Source organism: Bacteroidota bacterium (assembly GCA_016720935.1).
Taxonomy (GTDB): Bacteria; Bacteroidota; Bacteroidia; order AKYH767-A; family 2013-40CM-41-45; genus JADKJP01.
Window position 1 is genome coordinate 296241 of record JADKJP010000006.1, and the last position, 19258, is coordinate 315498.

Annotated in this window: 14 protein-coding genes; 7 read left to right on the forward strand and 7 right to left on the reverse strand. The window is 42.0% G+C overall.

What is annotated here, in order from left to right:
* Nucleotides 1-97 precede the first annotated feature (97 nt).
* The 4 genes from IPP86_09545 to IPP86_09560 form a co-directional block, all read right to left on the reverse strand.
* Nucleotides 98-1174, reverse strand: coding sequence for an acyl-CoA desaturase (locus IPP86_09545; GenBank protein ID MBL0138758.1), 1077 nt, complete (start codon nucleotides 1172-1174; stop codon nucleotides 98-100).
* Nucleotides 1175-1394: 220 nt separating this feature from the next.
* On the reverse strand, nucleotides 1395-3161 hold the full coding sequence (locus tag IPP86_09550; protein MBL0138759.1) for a DEAD/DEAH box helicase: 1767 nt from the start codon (nucleotides 3159-3161) through the stop codon (nucleotides 1395-1397).
* A 167-nt stretch (nucleotides 3162-3328) separates the two neighbouring features.
* Nucleotides 3329-4309: a pyruvate dehydrogenase complex E1 component subunit beta gene (locus IPP86_09555; GenBank protein ID MBL0138760.1), complete on the reverse strand. Its 981-nt coding sequence runs from the start codon at nucleotides 4307-4309 to the stop codon at nucleotides 3329-3331.
* Nucleotides 4310-4412: 103 nt separating this feature from the next.
* Nucleotides 4413-4742, reverse strand: a complete 330-nt coding sequence (locus IPP86_09560) for a tetratricopeptide repeat protein (GenBank protein ID MBL0138761.1) — start codon at nucleotides 4740-4742, stop codon at nucleotides 4413-4415.
* Nucleotides 4743-4966: 224 nt separating this feature from the next.
* Here IPP86_09560 and IPP86_09565 point away from each other — a divergent pair, with 224 nt between their 5' ends.
* The 3 genes from IPP86_09565 (at nucleotide 4967) to IPP86_09575 (ending at nucleotide 7407) form a co-directional block, all read left to right on the forward strand.
* Nucleotides 4967-5701, forward strand: a complete 735-nt coding sequence (locus IPP86_09565; GenBank protein ID MBL0138762.1) for an electron transfer flavoprotein subunit beta/FixA family protein — start codon at nucleotides 4967-4969, stop codon at nucleotides 5699-5701.
* A 38-nt stretch (nucleotides 5702-5739) separates the two neighbouring features.
* Entirely contained in the window at nucleotides 5740-6720 is a 981-nt protein-coding gene (locus IPP86_09570) for an electron transfer flavoprotein subunit alpha/FixB family protein (GenBank protein MBL0138763.1), read from the forward strand.
* An 81-nt stretch (nucleotides 6721-6801) separates the two neighbouring features.
* Nucleotides 6802-7407, forward strand: coding sequence for a bifunctional nuclease family protein (locus IPP86_09575; GenBank protein ID MBL0138764.1), 606 nt, complete (start codon nucleotides 6802-6804; stop codon nucleotides 7405-7407).
* A 132-nt stretch (nucleotides 7408-7539) separates the two neighbouring features.
* On the opposite strand, the gene IPP86_09580 is transcribed toward IPP86_09575, so the two are convergent.
* Nucleotides 7540-8778, reverse strand: a complete 1239-nt coding sequence (locus IPP86_09580; protein ID MBL0138765.1) for a nucleoside permease — start codon at nucleotides 8776-8778, stop codon at nucleotides 7540-7542.
* 148 nt (nucleotides 8779-8926) lie between these two features.
* Between IPP86_09580 and IPP86_09585 the strand changes: the two genes are divergently transcribed.
* Both IPP86_09585 and IPP86_09590 read left to right on the forward strand, forming a co-directional pair.
* Complete coding sequence (locus IPP86_09585; protein MBL0138766.1) at nucleotides 8927-9721, forward strand: thymidylate synthase; 795 nt, start codon at nucleotides 8927-8929, stop codon at nucleotides 9719-9721.
* A gap of 38 nt (nucleotides 9722-9759) precedes the next feature.
* The gene (locus IPP86_09590; protein ID MBL0138767.1) at nucleotides 9760-10251 is read left to right on the forward strand and encodes a dihydrofolate reductase; all 492 of its coding nucleotides are present in this window, start codon (nucleotides 9760-9762) and stop codon (nucleotides 10249-10251) included.
* A 97-nt stretch (nucleotides 10252-10348) separates the two neighbouring features.
* Here the strand turns inward: IPP86_09590 and IPP86_09595 are convergent, their stop codons facing one another.
* Nucleotides 10349-13054 carry a sodium-translocating pyrophosphatase gene (locus IPP86_09595; protein ID MBL0138768.1) on the reverse strand — a complete coding sequence of 902 codons (2706 nt, stop codon included), beginning with the start codon at nucleotides 13052-13054 and terminating at the stop codon, nucleotides 10349-10351.
* A 221-nt stretch (nucleotides 13055-13275) separates the two neighbouring features.
* Nucleotides 13276-15105: a T9SS type A sorting domain-containing protein gene (locus IPP86_09600; GenBank protein ID MBL0138769.1), complete on the reverse strand. Its 1830-nt coding sequence runs from the start codon at nucleotides 15103-15105 to the stop codon at nucleotides 13276-13278.
* A 360-nt stretch (nucleotides 15106-15465) separates the two neighbouring features.
* Here IPP86_09600 and typA point away from each other — a divergent pair, with 360 nt between their 5' ends.
* A complete protein-coding gene (gene typA / locus IPP86_09605; protein MBL0138770.1) occupies nucleotides 15466-17262 on the forward strand; it encodes a translational GTPase TypA in 1797 nt (598 codons plus the stop codon).
* An 82-nt stretch (nucleotides 17263-17344) separates the two neighbouring features.
* Complete coding sequence (locus IPP86_09610; protein ID MBL0138771.1) at nucleotides 17345-19084, forward strand: hypothetical protein; 1740 nt, start codon at nucleotides 17345-17347, stop codon at nucleotides 19082-19084.
* Nucleotides 19085-19258 lie beyond the last annotated feature (174 nt).

The following is a 19258-nucleotide window of genomic DNA, read 5'->3' on the forward strand; positions in this document are numbered from 1 at the left end:
TGATTGAAGATGATAATGTGCAATCACTTCATCTGTGATAAGAGCAAAAAAAAAGTGCCGGTATTCTCCGGCACTTTTTAAATATTTGAATCAAATTTTATCCTCTTCCCATATCCTTCAGGAAACGGATGTGCGATACAATCGCTCCGGTTACTGTTGCTTGTTCGTGATAAGGCAGATTGTATTTTTCACAAACTTCCTTTACAATTTTACTCAAAGCAGGATAGTGTACGTGGGCGATTTTTGGAAATAAGTGGTGTTCTACCTGGAAGTTTAGTCCGCCAACAGCCCAAGTCACAAATTTATTGCGTGTTGCAAAATTAGCGGTGGTTTTCACCTGGTGAGTAGCCCAATCCGTTGGGATAATGTACATTTCACTGCTGGTATTGTCAGGATAAAGAAATTCGGTTTCTTCAACTGTGTGCGCAAGCTGGAAAACTACGCTTGTAGTAAGTCCGGTAGTGAATGAGTAAATAAAGTAACCTAACAAATAGGCCGGCAATGAATAGAACTGAAGTGGTAAAACAACAAACAGGAATACATAAGAAAGCTTGGTTGCCCAAAAACCGATGTGCTGTGATACGGTTAATTTAATATCACCTCTGTCAGCAATTCTCCTCTGGAAGTATTTTTTGAAATCCAGAAAAAACACCCAGGACATGTACATCAAACCATACGCCAATGGGAAATACAAATGCTGGTATTTGTGAGCGCCTAATTTTGGTTGACGTTTCGTCATCCGGAAAAAAGGTTCGTTCAGAATATCGTCATCGTGATCATCCACATTCGTGAATGAGTGATGAATCACATTGTGTTTGATGTTCCAGAGGAAAGAGCTGGCCCCAAGCATGTTCAGACTCAGCGCTGCAAGTTTGTTGACCAGCGGGCTTTTGGACAAACTTCCGTGTGCTCCATCGTGCATAATGTTGAATCCAATCGCCGCGGTTACCAGCCCCAGCAGAATGCAAACCAGCAGTGGCCAGATCCCAGGCAAGAGATGGAATGCAAGAACCGGGTAACAACCCAGAAACAAAGTCATCAATACAATCGCTTTGATAAGACTGCGGTGATCACCATGAGTACTGATTCGTTTATCTTTAAAATAAGTATTGACGCGGTTTTTCAGATCACTGTAAAATGCTGAACTATTACCGCTGAATTTGATGGTTGGCATGTTTTTTTTTATTGTTTTCAATCCGGATACTCTTTAGAAAAGGCTGTCATGAATTGTGTCAGACTGATCTGAAGATGCTTTCGCATATTCCCCGAATAAACGGAATTGCAAGTATAGTTATTCGTCCTGAACAACAAAAGTGCCCCGCTTTTAAGTAATTGACCTGGAGTTGTTCAATAGTAGAGATAAACTTTGATTAGAAGGCAATTATGCCTTTATCTCACCACGAAGATTTATATTTCTTTTTTTTGCCGTCTGTCCGATTGGCAGGTTTTTCTCCCCAGCCTTTTTTATCTTTCTTTTCCATCTGTTCGCGATTCTCTTGTTTAAAATCGCGCTTAAAATCCTTTTTATAATCTTTTTTAAATTCTTTTTTGTCTTTTTCGCCCGAACGGTCAACGCGAACTTTTCTGCCATTGTAGAATTCACCGTCAAATGCATTCAGTGTTTTTTCGAGAGATTCCTCATCTTCGAATTCAATAAATGAATAAACGGGTTTCATGTCAATCTTGCCGACTTTCGATTTATCCAATTTGGTACCATCTAGCAAATAGCCCAGCATGCTTCCTTTGTCTAAACCATCCGCTGTTCCAAGATTGATAAACATGCGTGGTCCTGCATTGCGGTATCTCTCCTGGGTGGATTTTCCCGGGTGAGCAAGATCTACATTGATATCCGGAGCGTTTCTGTAATCTTCGAGGAAACGACTAAATTCAAGAGTGACAATACGTTTGATGATATCTTCTTTGGTGAGATCTTCAAGTTCCTTGAAAACAGGAGCGATGAATTTATCGATTGCTTTCTCGTTCACCTGTACATCGTGAATTTTTTTCACAAAGTGGAGCAACTGTTGCTCTCCGATGTCTCCGGCATCCGGAACTTTTGATAGATGGAATTTTCTATTGATTTTTTTCTCAATCTGACGAATTTTATCCTTCTCACGAATATTTACTAACGCGATAGAAATACCGGATTTACCGGCACGAGCGGTTCGTCCGCTACGATGGGTGTAATTTTCAACTTCATCAGGCAGATGATAATGAATTACGTGTGTAATGTCACGAACGTCAATTCCCCGGGCAGCTACGTCAGTAGCAACAAGCACCTGGAGGTTGCGGTTACGGTAACGCGCCATTACTTTGTCGCGTTGCTGCTGGCTCAAATCACCATGGATCGAGTCGGCATTGTATCCGTCTTTCACCAGATTTTCCGCGATGCGTTGTGTATCTAATTTTGTACGGCAGAAAACAACACCAAAAATTTCTGGTGTAGAATCCAGAATTCTTTTCAATGCATTGTAACGATCACGCTCGTGAACAACATAGTAATGGTGTTCAATATTATCGGCACCTGAATTTTGTTTTCCGACGGTCAGTTCCTTCGGATTCTTCATATAATTCGAAGAGATCCGTTTCACTTCTGCAGGCATCGTTGCTGAAAACAGCCAGACATTTTTATCAGCAGGTGTATTCGAAAGGATATCATCGATATCTTCCTGGAAACCCATATTCAGCATTTCGTCAGCTTCATCCAGTACAACATAGCGTACAGTTTGCAGCGTGATAGCTTTTCGGGTAATAAGGTCAATCAAACGTCCGGGAGTCGCGACAACAATTTGGGCTCCTCTTTTAATCTGGCGGATCTGTGTAGAGATCGAGGCTCCACCATAGACCGCGACGATATTCGCGCCGTTTGTAAATTTGGAATAACGAACAAGGTCGTCAGTAATCTGAACACATAGCTCACGGGTCGGAGCCAGTATCAGGGCTTGGGTATCTCTGGAAGAGAAATCAACTTTTTCAATAAGCGGCAAGCCGAAGGCTGCCGTTTTACCGGTGCCGGTTTGTGCTAGTCCAATAAAGTCAGAATGATCAGCTAAAAGGAGGGGAATGGCTTGTTCTTGAATCGGAGTGGGCTGCTGAAAACCGAGTGCTTCGATAGCCTTTAGCACTTTTTCGCCCAGCCCCAATTCGGGGAATGATAACATGATAAGTATTTAGAAATTAAGCCGCAAAGGTACACCAAATCCGCACGGTATCCTTGTGATTTTGTCAATTAAATCGAAAAAGGTCTAAAAAACCATAAAAACAGAACTGAGATTTTATTTATAACCTCATTCCTAAAATCATTACATGCTGAATATCGATAAATCGTCTAAACCAGATACATTACTTCCTTCACAGCCTTGATAACTCTGGCAGGATTTGGCAGGTATGCTTCAATCAGGGTAGGTGCATACGGTAATGGAACATCTCCGCCCATTACCCTTACAACAGGTGCGTCAAGATAATCAAAAGCCCGTTTTTGAACCATAAACGCTATTTCACTGGCAATTGATGCCAATGGCCAGGATTCTTCTACAACAACCAGTCTGTTTGTCTTTTTTACGGATTCGATAACAGTATTGTAATCGATTGGACGTACGCTTCTTAAATCAATGACTTCCGCATTGATGCTCTCTTTGGCCAGTTCCTCAGCTGCTTTCAATGCTATTTTCATCATTTTGCCAAATGACACTATGGTCACATCGGTACCCACTTTTTTCACATCTGCCACACCAATTGGAATGAGATATTCTCCATCCGGAATCATGCCCTTGTCGCCATACATCTGTTCGCTTTCCATGAAAATGACTGGATCGTTATCACGGATGGATGACTTGAGCAATCCCTTTGCATCTGCAGGATTTGAAGGGACCACCACTTTTAAACCCGGGCAGTTCGCATACCAGTTTTCAAAGGCTTGTGAGTGCTGAGAGCTCAGCATTCCGGCAGAAGCTGTAGGGCCACGGAAAACAATTGGAACAGTATACTGACCGCCGCTCATACTCATCATTTTTGCAGCGGAGTTAATAACCTGATCAATGGCAACAAGCGAGAAATTGAAGGTCATAAATTCGATGATCGGTCTCAGGCCATTCATTGCCGCACCAACACCAATTCCTGCAAAACCAAGTTCGGCAATTGGAGTATCGATCACACGTTTGGGTCCGAATTCATCCAGCATGCCCTGGCTTACTTTATAGGCTCCATTGTACTGAGCGACTTCTTCTCCCATTAAAAAAACACGTTCGTCACGACGCATTTCTTCGGTCATGGCTTCACGTAATGCTTCACGAAATTGAACTTCTCTCATATTTGGTCGTTTCTTCTGCGATCAATTTATCGGACCAGCGGAAATACCCGCTGACTGAGCTTTTATTAAAATTAACCGGGTTGCAAATGTAGGAAAATCCCTTTCATTCCTCTTCTTCCGGATCCCCTTTGATCTGCTTTAGAGCAGTATCTAACTCGCTGAATGTGTGATGATTCTTTTGAGAGCGGGCCACAAGCATCCCTTTTTCATACACCGAAACAGCTTCTTCAGTGAGTTGGAGACTTTCATAAACTTTTCCGAGCTGGTAATAAGCAGCCAGATAATCAGGGTCTTTTCTGTTGAGTTCAACCAGAATGGATTTAGCTTGCTGATAATCCTTTAACCGAATGTATTCCAGGGATAAAGCATAGGATGTAAAAGAATCATCAGGATCCTCCTGCAGGTATCTTTTCAATAATTCAATTCTATCCATGAGAGGTTATAAACAAGCTAATTTAGGGAGCATAATTTCTTTATCTTCGCGCCAAAATCAACAATTTTGGTCCTGGCGAAGATACAAAGACGGAGTTTGCGGAGCATCACATTTTCCGATGCGTTTTTATCAGATGTCTTCAATCCGTTTCTTTTAATCCACATGTTTCCGACCGGGAAATTTTTAAATCACTCAAAGAATATTGCTATTAATCCGGATAAATTATGAAGATCTTAGTTTGTATCGCTAACGTTCCCGACACAACAGCGAAGATTAATTTTACACCTGACAACAAAGAATTTGTTTCGGCTGGTGTCACATTTATTCTTAATCCATACGATGAAATTGCGCTTTCAAAAGCAGTCGACCTGACTGCAGGCGGAGGTTCTGTAACCGTTATTAATATAGGCGATGCAAGCACTGAACCAACCATTCGCAAAGCACTGGCGATCGGTGCAACCGATGCAGTGCGTATCAATGCCAAACCGCGTGATGGTTATTTTGTCGCAAGACAAATTGCTGATTATGTAAAAAAGAATCCTTTCGACCTGATCCTCTGTGGAAGAGAATCAAGTGATACCAATGGATCCTCTGTTCCTGCAATGATCGCGGAACTTCTGGACATTCCTTGTGTACTTTTTGCAAAAAGTCTGACAATCGATGGAAGCACTGCTACACTCGAACAGGAAATCGAAGGCGGGAAAGAAATTTTATCTGCTCCACTTCCTCTTGTTGCAGGAGCTTCAGAAGGAATGGCGGAATGGAAAATTCCGAATATGCGAGGCATCATGTCTGCACGGACAAAACCTCTCGTAGTGGTTGAGCCTATTGAAGTACCGCAGTATACCGCTGTTCAAAGTTATGATAAACCGGTTCCAAGGAGCTCAGTAAAAATGATTGCAGCTGAAGATGCGGCAAAACTTTTTGAAATGCTTCGCGAAGAGAAAAAAGTAATTTAATCAGACCTTTCAATTTACACTACCAAAAGAATCACAATATGTCAGTTCTTGTTTATTTAGAAAATATTGAGGGAAAATTCAAGAAATCTACTTTTGAAGTAATTTCATTTGCATCAGCTATCGCGCAAAAACAAAATCTTCCGCTCGTTGCACTTTCTATTGGTGAAGTGTCGGATGAAGAACTCGGGAAGGCCGGTAAATACGGCGTTTCAAAAATTCTGAAAGCGGGTGGAGACAATCTGAAATCCATGAATGTTCAGTCTTATGCAACCGTGATTGCCCAGGCAGCTAAAGCCGAAAACGCGAAAGTGGTTGTTATGTCTGCAAGTTTTTCCGGTAAGGGAATCGCTCCTCGTGTAGCGATAAAACTTGATGCCGGTCTGGCTGATAATGTAATTGACCTTCCAGTTATGGATGGAAAATTCCTGGTAAAAAAAGGTGCCTATTCAGGTAAGGCTTTTGCTTTCGTTGAAATTACTTCTGATGTGAAAGTCATCAGCATGATTCCGAATTCATATAAGGTTATAGAGACTCCTGCTTCTCCCTCCATTTCGGTTTTTGAAACTCAATTGGGTGCAAAAGATCTCGCGGTTACTGTGAAAGAAACCAAAAGATCAACAGATAAAGTATCCCTTCCGGATGCGGAATTGGTTGTATCGGCAGGCCGGGGAATGAAAGGTCCTGAGAACTGGGGAATGATAGAAGAACTTGCCAATGTCCTGGGTGCTGCAACCGCTTGTAGTAAACCTGTTTCTGATGCAGGCTGGAGACCTCATTCCGAACACGTAGGTCAGACAGGAATCGCGATCAGCCCGAACTTGTACATTGCTATTGGAATATCTGGTGCAATTCAGCACCTTGCAGGAGTTAGCAGCTCAAAAGTAATTGTTGTGGTCAATAAAGATCCGGAAGCTCCGTTTTTCAAAGCGGCAGATTATGGTATTGTTGGCGATGCTTTTGAAATAGTGCCTCAGTTGATTGCCGCAGCTAAGGCATTTAAGTCCAGCCAAAACGGTTAAATTAATAGTAAGCGAAACAATATTTTTTTATTTTCGATAAAGAAACGGATTAGGACGGAAGCCAGGTTCCCGGAATTGAATATGAAAAAGATTAAACTTGAAATTATTGGCCTCTCTTACAGCCAGACTCAATCCGGTGCTTATGCACTCGTACTTGGTGAAGAAAAAGGGAAACGCAGACTGCCGATTATCATTGGTGCTTTTGAAGCTCAGGCAATTGCCATTGAGCTTGAAAATATGACACCAACCCGTCCCTTAACGCATGATCTTTTCAAAAGCCTGGCTCAGTCTTTTGATATCGAAGTGGAGGAAGTAATCATTTTCAATCTCCTCGAAGGAGTTTTCTATGCAAAACTTGTTTGCAATAATGGCGACAAGAAAATGGAAATTGATGCACGCACAAGTGATGCAATCGCCATAGCCGTGAGGTTTGGTTGTCCGATTTATACCTACGAATTCATTCTGTCTACTGCCGGTATTGTACTTGAAGAAAATGCTCCTATTGAAGGAATCGAAGAGCATGTTGAAAAACAAGTGCCGACTTCAGCTACAAAATTATCGGAAAATGAATTGTCAACAGCGAGCACTGATGAGCTTAAAGAGATGCTGAAAAAAGCCCTCGACGAAGAAGCCTATGAACGTGCTTCCCGTATCCGCGACGAACTGAACAAGAGAAAGAGTAATTGATTTTTTTGGCGAGACTTGATTAAATAGGATACCAGGCACTTAGTACCAGGTATCAGTTACCAAGTGTTTGATTTTGTTTTTCGTATTCTCACGCCCAAACTTCAAACCTCAGACTTCGAACCCGAAACCAAATTAGTGTTTAACCGCCACCATCGCCGGTTTGTGGTCGTATTTGAACATGAATGGGAACAGGATTCCTAACACAAGTGCATAAGCGGAAAATGCGAACCAGATATTTGGCCAGTTACTGATGCCGTCTACTGTGTAATGATCCACAACCAAACCACTGCAGTATCCTCCAATCATTGCACCAAGTCCATTGGTCATGAACATGAATAATCCCTGTGCACTTGCACGGATATTCGATGCGACTTCCTGTTCGACAAATAGTGATCCTGAAATATTGAAAAAGTCAAAAGCCATTCCGTAGATGATCATGGACAAAACGAGCAATGGCAATCCGGTTCCGGGATCTCCTATGGCGAATAAACCAAACCGGAAAACCCATGCAAAAATACTGATGAGCATTACCTTCTTGATGCCAAACTTGTGAAGGAAGAATGGGATAGTCAGGATAAAGAGAGTTTCCGAAATCTGTGAAATGGAAAGCAAAAGTATCGGATGCCTTACTCCAAAGGAATCAGGATGTGTTGTTTTAAAACTTTCCAGGAAAGAGCCTCCGAATGCATTGGTGATTTGGAGAGCCGCGCCAAGAAACATAGCAAAGAGGAAAAAAATAAACATCTTTCTTTGCTTCAGCAAAACAAATGCATCAAGTCCAAGTGAAACGAAGATTGATTTTTCTTTTACTGATTTTACCGGTTTACATTGAGGAATGGTAAATGAGTACAATCCTAAAACCAGTGCTGAAACACTGCTAAAAATCAATTGCATATTGTTGGATTTCCAGCCGAAGAGATCTACTGTCCACATCGCTACAATGAATCCTATTGTTCCCCATACACGAATAGGAGGGAAGTCTTTTACGATATTGTAATTACTTTCTTCCAGTACAATGTAAGACACTGTATTATTCAACGCGATGGTTGGCATGTAAAACATGGAATTGAGCAACATCGCCCAGAAAAATAAATTCGGATCGCTGATGGTGGAAGCCCAAAATAACATACCGGCACCAACAAGATGACAAAGTCCTAAAACACGTTCCGCATTCAGCCATTTATCAGCAATAATTCCCATGATAGCAGGCATAAACAAGGATGCTATACCCAGGGTGGAAAATACAGCTCCGATTTGTTCTCCGCTGAAATGTAGTGTCCCCCACAGGTATCCGCCAATTGAAATCAGCCAAGACCCCCAGACAAAAAATTGCAGAAAATTCAACACTATCAAACGGAACCTGATGCTCATATAGTTTTATTTGAAGGATTCAGAACGAAAGATAAGTGAAAAGTCCTTGAATTTACAAACTTGTTTTTTTCAACAAGATAAGGGGGTTGTCAACACTGCGGAAATCGTAGACTTTTTCGGTTAACTTTACAGCATCAACAGATTTTAGATGAAACAATACCACGAACTGCTTCGCCATGTGATGGAACATGGTGTCGATAAAAGTGACCGGACCGGTACAGGAACCAGGAGCGTCTTCGGATACCAGATGCGTTTTGATTTGCAGAAAGGTTTTCCTTTACTCACAACAAAAAAGCTCCATACGAAATCGATATTTCATGAACTCCTTTGGTTTTTAAAAGGAGAAACCAATACCCGTTACCTGAAAGAAAATGGTGTCTCCATCTGGGACGAATGGGCTGACGAAAATGGAAATCTCGGTCCGGTCTATGGTTCACAGTGGAGAAGCTGGCCAACACCCGATGGCGGACATATTGATCAGATCACTCAAGTGATTGATCAAATAAAAAAGAATCCTGATTCAAGGAGATTGATTGTCAGCGCATGGAACGTTGCCGAAATCAACAAAATGAAATTACCACCCTGTCACGCATTTTTTCAATTTTATGTCAGTGACGGAAAGTTATCGTGTCAGTTGTACCAAAGAAGCGCGGATATCTTTCTGGGTGTTCCATTTAATATTGCTTCCTATGCCGCGCTGACAATGATGGTTGCTCAGGTTTGTGACCTTCAGCCCGGTGATTTCGTACACACCTTTGGGGATGCTCATATTTATTCCAATCATTTCGAGCAGGTAGCTTTACAATTATCCCGCGACTTCAGACCATTGCCGGTGCTCAAACTTAATCCGGCCGTAAAAAATATTTTTGATTTCAAATTCGAAGACCTTGTGATCGAAAATTACGATCCTCATCCACATATCAAGGCGGCAGTAGCGGTTTAATTTTACTCTTCGAATCAGCAATAAGATCTATTTTATCCATGACGATTTCCATCATAGTTGCCCTGTCAGAAAATAATGTTGTTGGCATCAATAACCAGCTCCCATGGAAACTCAGCGCGGATCTGAAACGGGTTCGCGGTTTAACCATGGGTCATCACATCATCATGGGTAGAAAAACGTATGAGAGTATTGGAAGACCTCTTCCGGGCAGAGTGAATGTAGTCATCACCCGAAATACTGATTTTAAGGCTGATGGTTGCATCATCGTAAGCTCTCTCATTGAAGCATTGAAGATTTCGAAATCGGATCCCGAAGTGTTTATTTTTGGCGGAGGAGAAATTTTCCGTGAAGCCTTACCTCAGGTTTCAAAAATATACATGACAAAAGTACATCACAGCCTTGAAGGGGATACTCATTTCCCAATCTTGAATTCTCAGGAATGGAAAGAACTTGAACGTACAGAATTCAAAGCAGACGAAAAAAATGAATACGACTATTCTTTCCTCACACTCGAACGAAAAAGTAATTGAAATCGATCCTTAAAATATTACACATAAAAAAACCTTCCATAGTGGAAGGTTTTTTTATGCATGGTATTTTTACATGGTACCTAATACCTAATACCATTTATTTCTTACAGCATTCTTTCTCTTTCCCTTCGCAATTCATTCCATTGGCTTTGCATTTCTCCATGCATTCTTTGGAACAGCCCATAGAACAATCGTGATTTGCTTCTTGCATTTTGCAGCAGGAACTGCCCATTGATGGACACGCTTTTCCGTTTCCACATTCAATGCCTTTTTCTTTACAGGCTTTCATGCAGGCTTCTGAACATGCTCCATCTCCTTTGCAATCCATGCCTTTCATTTTGCACTGTTCCATACAGGCATGATCACAGCCTTTTGCGCAATCGTGTCCACCGCCCATCTGGCAATGACCCATTCCCATTCCGGAACATTTCATGCCGGCTTCGTGACGAATGGTACACATACCATTTTCCATCTTGATGCAATCCGCGCTGTCACATTTGCCTTCAGCCATCCATTGAGCGCAGGTAGCGGAATCAACAAGGCAATTGCCTGCAGAATCCATCGTACAGCCCATGCCTGCACCCATCATGCATTCCATATTCTCACCGCCTTTGCAACAGTCTTTTCCCATCATGCCACCCTCTGCATCTCCGGGATGCAATGCAATCAACGGAGCAATGGTAAGACCTACAAGAGAAGATAATTTAATAAGGATATTCATGGATGGACCTGAAGTGTCTTTGAACGGATCACCAACAGTATCTCCAACAACAGCGGCTTTGTGAGGTTCTGATTTTTTGTAATATGTTTCACCATTGATTTCAACACCTTTTTCAAAAGATTTTTTAGCGTTGTCCCAAGCACCACCGGCATTGTTCTGGAAAATTGCCCAAAGCACACCACTCACTGTGACACCTGCCATGTAAGCACCAAGTGCTTCAGCGCCCATCACCAAACCGATGATGATTGGAGTGACAATCGTAATGATACCCGGAAGAATCATTTCACGCAATGCAGCTTTCGTAGAAATCTCAACACAACGGCTGTAGTCCGGTTTTCCTGTTCCTTCCATGATTCCAGGAATTTCGCGGAACTGGCGACGAACTTCATTCACCATATCCATGGCCGCTTTACCAACGGAATTCATTGCAAGCGCGGAGAACACAACCGGAACCATTCCACCGATAAACAAAGCTGCCAGAACTTTCGCGTCGAAAATGTTGATTCCCTGAATTCCGGTAAGAGTGACATATGCTGCAAATAATGCAAGCGCAGTAAGTGCCGCGGATGCAATTGCAAATCCTTTACCAATGGCTGCTGTTGTATTTCCAACTGAATCGAGGATATCTGTTTTCTCACGTACTTCTGCAGGTAGTTCACTCATCTCTGCGATACCACCAGCGTTGTCAGCGATCGGTCCGAAAGCATCAATCGCAAGTTGCATAGCTGTTGTCGCCATCATCGCAGAAGCCGCGATACCTACACCATAGAAACCTGCAAGTGTATAAGCACCCCAGATAGCACCGGCGAATAAAATTACCGGTAATGCAGTTGACATCATTCCTGTGCCAAGACCTGCAATGATATTGGTGGCGGCACCGGTTGCTGATTTTTGAACGATAGACATAACCGGTCTTTTACCAAGTCCGGTGAAATATTCTGTGATATAAGAAATGGCTGCTCCAACAAACATCCCGATACATACTGCCCAGAATACATTCATTGAAGAAGTAGTAAGATCGCTGAATTGTCCTGCATGGAAAATACTCATTGTAATTGTTGCAGGAAGCATCATCTGAATGAGGAAATAAGATGCTACAAGAGCAAGCAAAATTGAAAACCAGTTACCACGGTTCAACGCTTTTTGAACGGAATCAGTATTCGCCTTATCAGTGTCTTTTACATTTACAAGGAATGAACCGAATATTGAAGCGATCACTCCAAAACCTGCAATTGCAAGAGGCAGCAAAATCGGACCGATGCCACCAAATGCATCATCAATTCCACCCATATCACGAATGATATAATTACCCAATACCATGGATGCGAGTACAGTCGCGACATATGAACCGAATAAATCGGCGCCCATCCCGGCAACATCACCAACGTTATCGCCAACGTTATCGGCGATAGTGGCAGGATTACGTGGATCATCTTCAGGAATACCTGCTTCAACTTTACCAACAAGATCAGCACCCACGTCAGCAGCTTTTGTGTAGATACCACCGCCCACACGCGCAAACAACGCGATGGATTCAGCTCCTACAGAAAATCCTGCCAGTACTTCCAATACTCTTGTCATATGCTGGTAGCCATCCATATGTCCTCCCATGAAAAACTGGAAAAGGAAAATGAACAAAAGGCTCAGACCTAATACTGCGAGACCAGCAACACCAAGTCCCATCACCAGACCTCCATTGAAAGAAACCTTTAGTGCTTTTGCGAGTGAAGTACGCGCAGCTTGTGTTGTGCGCACATTCGCTTTCGTTGCGATACGCATCCCGCTGAATCCTGCAATCGCGCTGAAAAAGCAACCCAATACAAAGGATACAACGATTAGTATATGTGAATCAGGTACAATCTGAGAAAGGATGCCCAGGCCGGTTCCTGCCAACACCATGTAAATGGCCAGGATTCTGTATTCTGATTTTAAAAAGGCCATTGCGCCTTCAGCGATTGCTGATGCAATGCCTTGCATTTTTGAATCACCGGCATCTTGTTTTACAACCCATGCTGATTTCACAAACATGAACAGCAACCCGATGAGGCCCAATACCGGTATTACATAAATGAAATTTTCCATATCAATCTGATTTTTCGAGGGCTGCAAAGGTAAACGAAACCCTTAAAAATGCAAATTCTGAAGAGATTTTGAAGAAAATGCCCTTTCAGGCATTTATAAGCTTGGTTTCAACGTAAAATGAATCAAAATTCAAACAGCCACTCTTTATCTTAAGTGAAAGAGTGGCTGTTCAAAATGCATTTGGCGAAATATTCCCTGGAAATCAGGGATCCGCTCTAATATTATTTGATAAAGGATACCCTTTTCCGGATGGCTTTATCGGGGGATAATAAAGAAATGAAATAGATCCCTTTATTGAGATTCAATTCATTGAAATTGAGCTGGTAATGATGGCTTCCCATGTTCAGGACGTTATTCTCAGGCTGTAGAATAACCCTGCCAAGCGCATCCATTACTTCAATTTTTACCGAAGATTTTTCGGACAGATTAAAATCAATATTCACCACATCTTTAGTCGGGTTTGGGTAAATTTTAAAGCCAAATAAATCTTCCGTCTCAGTTTTAGAAATTCCTGTCAGTGTAAGGGTAAAGCTTTGCACTTGTTGATGGAATCCACAACGATTGTACGCAGTGAGAATAACATCGTAAGTTCCAGTTGAAGCATAGATATGTACAGGATTCTCCAGAGTACTTGAATCTCCATCACCAAAATCCCAAACCAATGAATCGAAATCAGTTGAAGTATTCGTAAAGGTCACGGTGTTTGCATTCGAAGAATAAGTGAAATTTACAGTAGGGAAGGGGAGATTCAACTGTTGCGTGAGAGTCCATGGAACTGCTGCCCAGTTATTGCTGTCGTTCATTTCAAGAATCCAGTTGTTCGGATCTGTAAATGAGACAACGTAATAATCACCATTGCAAACACTGTCGAGTGTGATCCATTGTCCGTAGAGAGCAGCTGAATAAATATCAAGATAACCAACATAAATTCCCTGGTCAGTTGTGCATCCGGTAACAGTCCCTAAACCATAATTCGGGAAACTGTCACGTCCAAGAATATTCCCCGTAGTGTCCACGCAATATCCGTTTCCGTTTGTGCATGTTCCAAGGTTGACAAGGCAATAGCTTTGTTTGTTACCTGTTCCAACCACCGGCCATTCATATGGCTGTTTTCCAATCATGGGTTGTCTTAGTGTGTATTCGGCCCATCCATCCAAATGAATGTGTCCATGCTGCGGATGATAGGTCATAGTTCCCGCAGGTCTGTTGAATGATGTGAGGGTCCCGTTTGTTTTATGATAAATGGTTTGTTCGACCAGCTGTTTGGGTGGTTGTCCATTCGGACAAACCGGAGTATTGCATGGAACAAGAGTTGTGTCACAATAACAGGTGTTGATTCCATGAATCTCCAAAGGCCCCCAACCAATATTCGGAGTTGCATTGTTTACATACAAAGTATCTGTTGCTTCATAAGAGCCATCCAGTATGGCTTGAGCAGAGGCGGTCATATCGGGAATCAAATCACAATCTTGTGTTCCGTCCGGACATTGGCAACGTGTAGCATCTTGTACACTGCAAGGCATTATTGAGTGGGTGGTCGGACTGTTTCCAAAAGTCAGCGAAAAGGTATTCACATCACCTGAATCGGCACCGGCAAGATCAGTTACAACCAGGTACCACGTACCATTCGGATCTCTGCCGTTGTTGTACAATGCAAGATCACCGTCAGGATCAAATTCACCTGTGTAGGGAGGAAGGTTTCCGAGATCGCTCAATAATGCATTTGCACTATGGCCACGAAAACATGTGTTGGTAAAATTGTCACCACCATCTCCATTGCGATTAGATAGCATTACAACGAAACTATCCGGGCTCATCAGTTCAATTTGCAAATCCCTGTCATAAGTATGAGTGATATCGATGCAAATTCTCTCCAGACCGAAAGTAACTGAATCAATGCTGTTGGGAAGGCCACTAACTATACAAGGGAAATATTGTGAAACCGCTACACCTGAATAATCATGGATCACACCACCTGTACCGGTAAACGTTTGAGCCTTCGATATAGTAAAGAGAAAGGCAAGCAAGATTGCCAGGTAAATTTTTCGCATGTGTTCGGGATTTGAATGCGAAATATAATAATTCATTTCAAGGAAATATGATTTAGTATAAAATACGATTTCATAATTGAGTAATTCATTGAATAAAAATCTTTTCTTGAGTGACATTGAAAATGTTTCACTCCATACCATTCAATCTTCAATCTACAATCCACAATCCACAATCTACAATCCTCAATCCTCAATCTACAATCCACAATCCACAATCCACAATCTACATTCTTCATTCAATCTCCAAACTCTTTCACATTTGGTTTTATTTTCAATTGCCTTTGGACTTACGAGGTTTTATCACTTTAAAAACGTATCTTTGCGCCCGCTTTCGGAACCTCCTCGAAATGCACTAACTATATGGAAATCAGAAATATTGCGATTATTGCTCACGTTGACCATGGTAAAACAACATTGGTTGACAAGATGCTTCATCAAGCCAAATTGTTCAGGGACAATCAGCACACAGGCGACTTGATCCTTGACAACAACGACCTTGAACGTGAACGTGGAATCACTATTGTGGCCAAAAACGTTTCGATTCGTTACAAAGGGATAAAAATTAACATCATTGATACTCCTGGTCACGCCGATTTCGGAGGAGAAGTGGAACGCGTGCTCACCATGGCAGATGGCGTATTGTTGCTCGTTGATGCATTCGAAGGCCCAATGCCTCAGACGCGTTTTGTAACTCAAAAAGCGTTGAGTCTTGGTTTAAAACCAATTGTTGTAATTAATAAAGTCGACAAAGAAAATTGCCGTCCGGATGAAGTACACGAGCAGATCTTTGATTTGTTCTTCAATCTGAGCGCGACAGAAGATCAGCTTAATTTTCCAACATTGTATGGATCATCCAAACAAGGTTGGATGAGTACCGATTGGAATCATCCGACAGATAATATCACAGCTTTGCTGGATGCGATTGTTGAGCACATTCCACCTGCGAATGTAAAAGTTGGTACTCCGCAAATGCTAATCACCTCTCTTGATTATTCATCCTTTGTTGGTCGTATTGCGATTGGTCGTGTTACGCGCGGTTCCATGCGTGAAAGCATGCCGGTATCATTGGTAAAAAGAGATGGTACTATTGTTAAATCACGCGTCAAAGAACTGCACAGTTTCGAAGGACTTGGACGGAGTAAACAGGAAACAGTAAATGCAGGAGATATCTGCGCGATTGTCGGGCTTGAAAATTTTGACATTGGCGATACTATAGCGGATTTTGAAAATCCCGAAGCACTTCCGACGATTGCAGTTGATGAACCAACAATGAGTATGTTGTTTACCATTAACAACTCACCATTTTTTGGCAAAGAAGGAAAGTTTGTCACCTCTCGTCACCTTCGCGACAGATTGTATAAGGAAATTGAAAAAAATCTTGCCCTTCGTGTAGAAGATACAGGATCACCGGATGCATACAATGTCTATGGACGAGGAATTCTCCATTTGTCTATTCTCATTGAAACCATGAGAAGAGAAGGTTATGAATTACAGGTTGGACAACCTCAGGTGATCATCAAGCACATTGATGGTGTGAAATGTGAACCGATCGAAATGCTCACAGTAAATGTTCCTGAACAATTTTCAGGTTCTGTGATTGATCAGGTCACTCAACGAAAAGGTGAGTTGCTGATCATGGAACCAAAAGGAGATGTTCTTCATTTAGAGTTCGGAATTCCGGCTCGTGGAATTATCGGTCTGAGAAACAATCTTTTAACTGCTACTCAGGGAGAAGCTGTCATTGCTCACCGTTTCAAATCCTATGAACCATGGAAAGGAGAAATTCCCGCCCGTATTAACGGAGTGCTTCTTTCGATGGATAAAGGCAAATCAACAGCTTATTCCATTGATAAATTGCAAGACCGTGGTCGTTTCTTTGTAGAACCCGGTGAAGAAGTGTACGCCGGACAAGTGATTGGTGAGAGTATTCGCCCTGGCGACCTTGTCATCAATGTCACGCGGGCAAAGCAATTGACCAATATGCGTGCTTCAGGAAGTGATGAAAATGTCAGGATCACCCCTAAAATCAATTTTTCCCTTGAAGAAGCAATGGAATACATCGAGAAAGACGAGTATCTGGAGGTTACACCAAAGGCTCTGCGTATGCGAAAGATATTGTTGGACGAAAATGAACGAAAAAGAGCTGCAAAAAATTAATTAACAACCCTTTTGCATCAAAAAAATTATCATAATATTGCGCCTTAAAATTCACCTAAACAACTTTTATCCTCACACGCAAATGAATAAGTTTAGAACATTGTCCTACATCCTGCTCGCCATCGCGGTAGCGGGTTGTAATGGTCTCGGTAAAATGGCTAAGAACTTCAACACAGTTAAATACGAAGTTACGCCGAATCCACTTGAATTGCATGGTGACAGCGTTGCCATTGCGATCAAAGGAACCTATCCTGCAAAATATTTTGCAAAGAAAGTGGACGCTACTGTGACTCCATCCATCAAATCAGCAACAGCTGAACACCCTTACAAGTCAGTAACAAATGTTGGTGAAAAATCAACAACTGCCGGTAACAAGGTGAATTACAAAACTGGTGGAAGTTTTACCTATAGTGATAAAATTGCCTATACACCTGACATGAAGTCTGCAGATGTAATGGTAAAAGCCAGCGGTTCAAAAGGCAAGACAACAAAAGATCTTGGCTCAATGAAAATTGCTGACGGTACTATCGTTACTCCATTGCTTGTAAAAGCAGATGAGAAAGTGATTTCAGGAAAAGATCAGTTCCAGCGAATCACTCCTGCAACTTTTGAAGGTACAATGTACTACCTCATTAACACTTCAAACGTGAATGCTGGCTTCAAAGTGAAGCAGTGCAACATCAGCAACAAAGTTGAATTCGCTAAACTTGACAGCGCCGTTAAAGCAATGAGTGTTGCTCCTTACAGCCTGAAAGGTATCAGCATCATGGGTTATGCATCTCCGGATGGTACTGAAAAGATCAATGCTGATCTTTCTGTAAACCGTAGCAAAGCTTCTGCAAAATACCTGAGCGGAATTTTCAACAAAATGAAAATGAAGATCAGTGCTGACAGTTCATTCTTTACAAAGAACAATACCAATGAAGACTGGGCAGGTTTCCAACAGTTGATGTCTGCTTCTGATATGGCTCAGAAAGATATGATTTTGCGTATCGTTTCTTCAAATTCTGATGCTGAAGCACGTGAAATGGAAATCAAGAAAATGGGTAAAGCATATACTGAAATCGCTGAAGGCGTATTGCCAAAATTGCGTCGTTCCGCAATCACATTGAATGGCGAAAAGACCGGCCGTTCTGATGAGCAGATAACTGCACTTGCAAAATCCAGCACACCGGATTCCCTTAGCGTGGAGGAGATTCTGTATGCGGCTACATTAACACAGGACAATGCTGAAAAACTGAGCATCTACAAAACAGCTGAGCGTTTGTACCCACAAGAATGGAGAGCTGCTAACAATGCAGGTACTATGCTCTTCATGACTGGTGACATTGATGGCGCGATGACTGAATTCAACAAAGCTGACCAATTGTCTGCAGGAAATACTACAGTTAAAAACAACCTTGGTGCTTGCTACAGCCGTAAAGGTGATCGCGCAAATGCTACCATGATGTACGCTGCCGCTGCCGGTGCAGGTCCTGAAGTAAACCAAAATCAGGGTATCCTTGATATCAAAAATGGTAACTATGGAATGGCTGTTAGCAATTATTCAAACACAAGCAGTTTCAATGCAGCGCTTGCGAAACTTCTTTCCGGTGATAAAGACGGAGCGATGTCTACAATCGATGCTTCACCTGATAAAGAAACAGCTTCCGGTTACTACCTCAAAGCAGTTATTTCTGCACGTAAAGGCGATGCAGCCGGTGTTGCAAGCAACCTGAAGAGCTCATGTGAAAAAGACGCTTCCATGAAAGCTATGGCTGCTGAAGATCGTGAATTCATTAAATGGTTCAACGACGCTTCTTTCAAATCAGCTATTCAATAATTGAAATAGAATTTTGATTGCGGTCATGTGTCTATGACCACTATCCAAATCGCCTCTGTCAAAACTGAATTACTCATCAGAGTAAACAGTTTAAAACAGAGGCGATTTTTTTTGTAGATTTGATTTATTAAACAAATCTGAGTAAATTTCAAATACCAATCATTTCTTAGTTGA